Origin of the sequence: uncultured Rothia sp., assembly GCF_937976295.1 — a bacterium.
Lineage (GTDB): Bacteria > Actinomycetota > Actinomycetes > Actinomycetales > Micrococcaceae > Rothia.
The window spans coordinates 1-7,454 of record NZ_CALJRY010000210.1 but is presented as its reverse complement, the minus strand read 5'-3'; the positions used below and the strand labels follow the sequence as shown (position 1 = coordinate 7,454).

Annotated in this window: 6 protein-coding genes, 2 pseudogenes and 1 riboswitch; of the genes and pseudogenes, 4 read left to right on the top strand and 4 right to left on the bottom strand. The window is 61.6% G+C overall.

Annotation, left to right across the window (positions count from 1 at the left end):
• Positions 1-385, bottom strand: a pseudogene (locus tag Q0216_RS05745) (hypothetical protein); the annotation flags it as partial.
• Positions 382-1,368: an ABC transporter ATP-binding protein gene (locus Q0216_RS05740; protein ID WP_298593667.1), complete on the bottom strand. Its 987-nt coding sequence runs from the start codon at positions 1,366-1,368 to the stop codon at positions 382-384. The gene Q0216_RS05740 and the pseudogene Q0216_RS05745, both read right to left, overlap by 4 nt.
• Before the next feature lie 322 nt (positions 1,369-1,690).
• Positions 1,691-1,803, top strand: a riboswitch (SAM riboswitch).
• 105 nt (positions 1,804-1,908) lie between these two features.
• Between Q0216_RS05740 and Q0216_RS05735 the strand changes: the two genes are divergently transcribed.
• The 3 genes from Q0216_RS05735 (at position 1,909) to Q0216_RS05725 (ending at position 5,517) form a co-directional block, all read left to right on the top strand.
• The gene (locus Q0216_RS05735; protein WP_298593665.1) at positions 1,909-3,255 is read left to right on the top strand and encodes a bifunctional o-acetylhomoserine/o-acetylserine sulfhydrylase; all 1,347 of its coding nucleotides are present in this window, start codon (positions 1,909-1,911) and stop codon (positions 3,253-3,255) included.
• Between the two features lie 198 nt (positions 3,256-3,453).
• Complete coding sequence (locus tag Q0216_RS05730) at positions 3,454-4,797, top strand: homoserine O-acetyltransferase (RefSeq protein ID WP_298593663.1); 1,344 nt, start codon at positions 3,454-3,456, stop codon at positions 4,795-4,797.
• Positions 4,798-5,166: 369 nt separating this feature from the next.
• Positions 5,167-5,517, top strand: a complete 351-nt coding sequence (locus Q0216_RS05725; RefSeq protein ID WP_298593660.1) for a MerR family transcriptional regulator — start codon at positions 5,167-5,169, stop codon at positions 5,515-5,517.
• 140 nt (positions 5,518-5,657) lie between these two features.
• Here Q0216_RS05725 and Q0216_RS05720 read toward each other — a convergent pair whose 3' ends face one another.
• Positions 5,658-6,119, bottom strand: coding sequence for a TipAS antibiotic-recognition domain-containing protein (locus Q0216_RS05720; RefSeq protein WP_298593669.1), 462 nt, complete (start codon positions 6,117-6,119; stop codon positions 5,658-5,660).
• A 72-nt stretch (positions 6,120-6,191) separates the two neighbouring features.
• Positions 6,192-6,473, bottom strand: a pseudogene (locus tag Q0216_RS05715) (MerR family transcriptional regulator); the annotation flags it as partial.
• A gap of 94 nt (positions 6,474-6,567) precedes the next feature.
• On the opposite strand from Q0216_RS05715, the gene Q0216_RS05710 reads away from it, so the two are divergent.
• Positions 6,568-7,320 (top strand): alpha/beta hydrolase, encoded by a 753-nt coding sequence (locus Q0216_RS05710; RefSeq protein WP_298593658.1) that lies wholly within the window; start codon positions 6,568-6,570, stop codon positions 7,318-7,320.
• Positions 7,321-7,454: the final 134 nt, after the last annotated feature.

Below are 7,454 nucleotides of genomic sequence, written 5' to 3'. Positions count from 1 at the left end.
CCGCCAGCACCCGCACCGGAGAAATCGACCCCGAACACAGGTACACGAGGGTCCCGCGGAAACGCTCAAAATTAATGATGCCCGCCGACACGATACAGACCGACCACATGCCCACAATACCGGCGCGAGTCCACGCCAGGGTCGGGTCAACGGAGTGTCCCGCGGAGTTCTGCGCCGCCGCGTGCACCGCAAGAGCCTGAAGAATAACCGACCCGAGCACCGTACTGATGAGCAGCTGAATGAAATAGGGGACCGTCAGAAACTGCCGCAAGCTAAAGCCCATGAGCCGCAACTGGCGGGCGCACTCCTGCCACAGGTCGTACTCCTGGCTCTGCTGCCGGGATTCTTTCACAGATTCACTGCCGTGCGTGCCGTGTGCGTTCATCGCTTGAGCCCCTCCGCCATTGCAAGGTATGCCTCTTCCAGAGTCGCCGGGCGCGTGTACGGCTCGGTCCGCGCCCCGATGCGTGCGGCGGCAAGCCCCTCCGCCAGGATGCGGTGCGCCGCGCCCGCCTCGAAGGTGGCGCGCTCGCCGTGCCAGTAGAGAGTCAGCTCCCAGCCGGAACCGCGCGGGGCAAAAAGTACCGCCGCCTGATGACCGAGGAATCCGCGCAGCGTATCAAGACCCTCGGTTGCGTTGGCGCCAACCTGAACCACGGTCGTGGCGGCAATACCGGCGTGTGCGGCAACATCCTCGAGACTACCGCTCACAGCGACGGAGCCGGCACCCAAAACGGTGATGGTGTGCGCCAGATCCTCAATTTCGCCCAGCAGGTGGCTCGTTAGCAGAATGGCGGCACCGTCTTCTGCGAGGGAACGGATCAGGGCACGCACCGTCAGCGCGATATCGGGGTCGAGACCGTTCGTTGGCTCATCCAGCAGGAGCAGAGCGGGGGAGCCGAGCGTAGCGCGGGCAATGTGTAGGCGCTGCTTCATGCCGCGGGAGAACTCTTGAACGGGCCGCGTGGCGGCGTCGGTGAGTTCCACGCGGGCTAGAGCATGCTCCACCTCGTGCCGTCGAGCCCGCCCGGAAACCCCCGCAATATCGGCGAAGAACAGCAGATTATCGCGTGCGCTGGCGCGCGGGTAGAAGCCGTTATCCCCGCCCAAAGCGAGACCCACGTGACGGCGCGCCCGCTGCGGGTGGGCGATGGCGTCAACGCCGTTCACGCTGAGGCTACCGCCGGTGGGAGTGAGCAGGGTTGAGCACATCTGCACGGTGGTTGTTTTGCCCGCGCCGTTGGGGCCGAGGAGGGCGTGGATCTCGCCGGAGCTAACACGAAGCGACACCCGGTCGACTGCGGTAAAAGTATTTTCACCTTTGCCAAAGACACGGCTGAGCTGCGCCGCATCGAGAACGAGAGACATGATGGACAACCTTTGAGGTCGGTTTTCCGGCTTCTGCGCCGGAAGGGTAGGCGAGGGGTAGGCGACGTGTGTGAAGCCCCGCACGAGTGTATGCGTAGTCCCAGTGTACCGAAAAGCACGATTAAAAGTGATGAGGGTTACTATATGGGTGGTGGGGGCGCCTCCGCATCTCGATTGCCTCGCCCTCGGAGTGGCCCGGAATCGTCACTAACGTTTTGTTACGGACGTTAAAAAACGTCATCTTTGCAATGAAGCGTCTTAAAGTGCCGTCCACCCACAAAATCCTTGACCCCGCCCCGCGCCCTATGACACCCTGAATACAGGTCAAGAGCGCCAGCGATAAGCCCCAGCTAGCTGGCCGGCAACCCTCCTCCGCGGTGGGGTGCCCTGGGTGAAGACCAGGCGGCACGCAAAAGCGTGACGCAAGCGCGGGACCGATGTGACCGAAACCGGTACATCAATCGTGACAGGATTATTCGACGACGATTCCTGTACCGCTCGGCATGCGGCCCCCTAACTATCCCCTTAGGAGAGCCACGCATGAGCAACAACACTACCGTCCCGACTCCCGCCAACCCCGCCGGTTGGAAGTTCGAAACCCGCCAGATTCACGCAGGTCAGGCGCCGGATGCCGCAACGGGAGCTCGGGCACTACCCATCTACCAGACCACCTCTTTCGTCTTTGAAAGCGCGGAGCAGGCAGCGAACCGTTTCGCCCTCGCCGAGCTGGGCCCCATTTACACTCGCCTCACCAACCCCACCCAGGAAGTAATCGAAAACCGCATCGCCTCCCTGGAAGGTGGCGTTGGCGCGCTGCTGCTGGCATCCGGTCAGGCAGCTATCACCTACGCAATCCTGAACATTGCCGGTGCGGGCGACCACATTGTTGCCTCCCCCTCCATATACGGCGGCACCTACAACCTGCTCAAGTACACCCTCGCCGACCTCGGCATCGAAACCACCTTCGTTGAGGACCCCGATAACCTGGACGAATGGCGCGCCGCCGTTCGCCCCAACACCAAGCTCTTCTACGGCGAATCCGTGCCCAACCCCCGCAACGACGTGTTCGACATCGAGCCCATCGCAGCAATTGCGCACGAAAACGGCGTACCCCTGATTCTGGACAACACCGTACCCACCCCCTACCTGCTGCGCCCCATCGAACACGGCGCGGACGTGGTCGTCCACTCCGCCACCAAGTACCTGGGCGGCCACGGCACCTCCATCGGCGGCGTGATCGTTGACTCCGGTAACTTCGACTACGGTGCAGACCCCGAGAAGTTCCCCAAGTTCAACCAGCCCGCCCCCGGCTACCACGGCCTGGTCTACGCACGCGACCTGGGCAAGGACTCCGCATTCGGTGCGAACCTCTCCTACATCCTGAAGGCACGCGTCTCCCTGCTGCGCGACACCGGCGCCGCTATCTCCCCGACCAACGCCTTCAACATCGGCATCGGTCTGGAGACTCTCTCCCTGCGCATCGAACGCCACATTGAGAACGCCACCAAGGTCGCCCACTGGCTCGAAGCAAACCCGCAGGTCGAGAAGGTCATCTGGGCCGGCGTGGAATCCTCCCCCTGGTACGAGCGTGCACAGAAGTACCTGCCCAAGGGCCCCGGTGCGGTGCTCGGCTTCACCCTCAAGGGCGCAACCCTGGAGCAGACCCGCGACTTCGTGGACGCACTGAAGCTGCACTCCAACGTGGCGAACATCGGTGACGTGCGCTCGCTCGTGATTCACCCCGCCTCCACCACCCACGCTCAGCTTTCCACTGAGGAGCTGGAGAAGATTGGCGTGTACCCGAACTTCGTCCGCCTGGCAGTTGGTATTGAGAACATTGATGATATTCTCGCCGACCTGCAGCTGGGCTTTGACACCCTCTCCTAAACGGTGATGCAACCCGCAGGTGGACCGGAAAGACTACGGCTTTTCGGTCCACCTGCGGATTCCCCGTTACGGAGCATTTCAAGAGCGCGCGGCACCACCGCCTTAACCCGCAAATTCAACCTGCAGCTTCAACCCGCAGGCGAGTACCCCGCTCACACCCGGCACCACCTCGCCGGCCAACCCAGTGAAGGGAACCCCATGACTCCCCAGAGCACTAGCCAGTCCGGCACTAGCCAGTCTGGTACCGCCCAGCCCGGCACTATCAACCAGCCTGTCACCGCACCCATCCCCGTGGCGGGCACTCAGCGCGAACACCCCGAAGCGCAAGGCTACCTGCGTCAGCTGAACATTGGCGACCTGGAGCTCGAATCCGGCGTGACCCTGCCGCAGGTCACCATTGGCTACGAAACCTGGGGTACTCTCAACGAGGCTGGCGATAACGCCATCCTGATCCTGCATGCGCTCACCGGTGACACGCATGTTTCCCGCGGCGTACCCACCCCCGACATGCCCGCCCCGCTGATTCGCGCTATCGAATCGGACGGCTGGTGGGAAGGCATCGTTGGCCCCGGCTCGGTCGTGGACACCAACCGCTACTTCGTGATCGCCCCCAATATCCTGGGTGGCTGCTACGGCTCCACCGGACCGGCAAGCATCATTCCCGAAGGCTACCCGGGCGCCGGTGAGCACTGGGGCTCCCGCTTCCCGCAGGTGAGCATCCGCGACTCTGTGCGCGCTGAGGCGCGCCTGGCACGTGCCCTGGGCGTGACCAGCTTCCGCTACGTGATTGGTGGTTCCCTCGGTGGCGCTCGCGCCCTGGAGTGGGCGGCAACCAACCCTGAGCTGGTGCGCGGATGCGCGGTGATCGCCTCCGGTCCTTCGGCTACGGCAGAGCAGATTTCGTGGGCTCACACCCAGAACATTGCGATTCGTTCGGATGCGAACTTCGCCGGCGGCGACTACTATTCCGGTCCCGCGCCGGTAAACGGTCTTGCCCTGGCACGCCGTATCGCGCACACCACCTACCGCAGCCCCGCCGAGCTGGAGCACCGCTTCGGCCGCGAGGAGAACCGTGGCGAAAGCACCGTGGGCGGCTCGCTGGGTGAGCCGCGTGGCCGCTACGCCATCGAAAGCTACCTGGACCACCACGGTGCCAAGCTGGTTGAGCGCTTTGACGCGAACAGCTACTTGGCAGTCAACGAGGCACTGATTTCGCATGATGTGGCGCGTGGCCGCGGCACCCTGGCGCAGGCGCTGGCGCACACCGATTGCGAGTGGACGATTGCGGCGGTGAACACGGACCGCCTGTTCTTCCCGCATGAGTCGCACCGCCTGGCGGAGGCGCTGCCCACCCCGGTGCCCGTGGACATTATCGAGTCGAACCACGGCCATGATGGCTTCTTGATTGAGGCGAAGCAGGTGGAGAAGATTCTGGCTCGTGCTCTCGGTGTTGAAGATGAATCCGTCACCCAGAGTGAGGAGCAGCGTGAGCGTGAGGCGCTGGATTCGATGACTCGCTTGTACGCTACGGTGACTCGCTAGAATCGCGAGCATCCACGGGGCGTTGATCCACGGGGTTTTGATTGTGCCCTCTGGATGCTGTTGGTGCCGCCTAAATGTCGGTAATTTTCGGGCGGGCAGATAGTGTCTTCACAGGTTCTTCCGCTCACCGAGAATTAACCTTCACCCTCAGGGTTATGCAATAGAATGCCGGGTGTTCGTAGGATGCGAGCACCCGGCGTTTCTTTGCATCCGCATGAAGAGTGTTGTGCCAAGTCAGGGAATATTTTTCGGTTTTTGAGGTGTTTTTGAAGCCGCCGCGAGATACCGCGGAAGTACCCTCCTGTTGCACTGGAAGGTAATGGTTCTCGGTTTGCTTTAGACCCGCTCTAACCCCATAGCATTAAAGCTGTGGTAAGTATTCAAGAGGTAGCGGAGCAGTTGGGGGTGAGCACCCACGCCCTGCGGTATTACGAAAAAGAGGGGCTCATTGCTGTGCCCCGTGATGCTCACGGAACTCGCGTTTTTGACGAGGAGTCCATCTCCTCGGCACGGTTTATTGCTACCTGCCGTCAGGCCGGAATGAGTCTTGCCGACATTCGCACGATTTTGAGCAATCCAGACGATCACGCCCTATCCGTTGAAGTGATGGAACGAGCCCGCCGAAAGATTGAAAGCGAGATTGTGGGGTTGCAACAGAACCTCGAGCACCTGGATCGCCGTATCCAGGAGCACCGCAGTCACCTCGACGGCACTCGCTAGATAGCCGTCTAGTTTTCATGCAGATACAGCATGTAACGCCCGGTATTCCCCTTATCACGGGGAATACCGGACGTTTTTTGTGCCCAGCTTTCACACTCAGCTACTCACCCCTAGCTACTGGGTATTTTCAGCCTGAAGGGTTAACCCCAGGTAGCCTCCTGCGGGTCAACACCGTGTGCACGAGCATTCTCGTAGATGACGTCTCGCAACCACTCCGCGAGCCCGGTTGCGAGCTTCTCGTAGTACGCTTTGAAGCGGGCATCCTCAACGTAACCGCGGGCTAGAATAGCGTGCTTAGCGGGGGTGACCTCAAAGAAGAACAGGGAGGCGCGGTGCCGCTCGGCGAGCGCATTCGCCTCCTCACTGCCCGGCTGCACGCCGCGGTTGAACGCCTCGACGAGGGCCTGTTCGACCTCGTCAATCTGCTGTTTGCCGTTCTGCCAGTCGGCACGGTCCATTGAGGCAGTGCGGCGCTGGTATTCAGCCCAGTCGTCAGTTTTCACGTAACGCTCCTGCGCTTCCTGCTGGTGGGCGAGGCTGAACCCTTCACCCATAATCTCTGCTTTTTCGGCAGCGCTGAGCTGCTCATTTTTAGGTGCCATGGTGTCCTCCAAAAGGTGTTCGATGGTTTCAAGCATGCGCCCGTACGCGGCGATTTTGCGTTGAAGCATATCCCGCTGGGCGAGCAGATGCTCGGTGCTGTTCGCCCGATCCTGCAGTATGTTGCCAATAGCGTCAAGGCTCATGCCGATGGCGCGGTACCCCATGATGACGGTGATCCGTTCAAGGTCTGTATCGGTGTAGTACCGGTACCCGTTGAACTCATCATGTGCCGGGTTGAGTAAGCCCCGCTGTTCCCAGTGGTGTAGCGTGCGGACCGTGAGCCCATGCAATGATGCTGCTTCTCCTACGGTGTATTCATGGTGCCCGTCAGGTGGTGTTATGTTCGCGTCCATGGCTTCACTCTAAAGCCTGACGTTAGGTGAGGGTCAAGCTAGCGGCGGAACCTGCGGTACAGATTTGCGGGGGAGTCCTCGCTAAGATGGGTGCATGAGCGAAAACAAATACGTCGTCGAATACACCCGCCCCGAGAATGAACGCGCCGGCACTCACCTGGTGCTCATGTTGCACGGCTACGGCTCCCAGGAGCACGACCTGCTGTCCCTGGCGGCGCACCTTCCGCAGGAGGGCTTCACCTACGCCTCCATGCGTGCACCGCAGCCGGTCGGCACCCAGTTCTCCGCAGACTCGACCGGCGCCTACATTGCCGCAGACGCTATCGGCTACCAGTGGTACCCGCTGAACCAGCAGCTCGAATCCGACCAGCGCGCCATCGAGCAGGCGAGCGACTACGTGCTGGAATGGGTGCGCGCGAACCGTGAACCCTACGCTTCGGTGACCCTGCTGGGCTTCTCGCAGGGCATGGGCATCGCAACGTCGATGGTGCGCCACGCCCCCGGCGAGTTCGCCGCCGTAGTGGGTCTGTCCGGCTACGCGGTAGATTCTGATTCGCCGTACTTCAAGGACGAGGAGCTGAAGAAGACCGAACTACCGGTGTTCTTCGGCCGTGACCAGGAAGACCCCGTCATCCCGCAGGAGATGGTGAACTACACCTACGACTGGATCCGCAAGTACACCGACGGCATTAAGGTGCTGTACGCCGGTGCGGGTCACGGCGTGAGCGCTATGGAGATTCGCCACGTGGGCGAGTTCCTGGAGGTGAAGGTGCAGGGTAAGGAGCCGCGTATTCGTGCGCAGAAGGTTGCGGAGGCGACCGGCACTGCGGAAGGCTCTGACTCCTAAATCGACTAAACGTAAAGCCCTCGGGTCGTGACGACTCGGGTCTTACGTGTAGTTCCGCTTGGAAAGGCGGTTATCGTCCTCGTTCCTACAGGGCGGGTGGGTACGCTATACCCTTCCTCCGCTCCTGCAGGGGC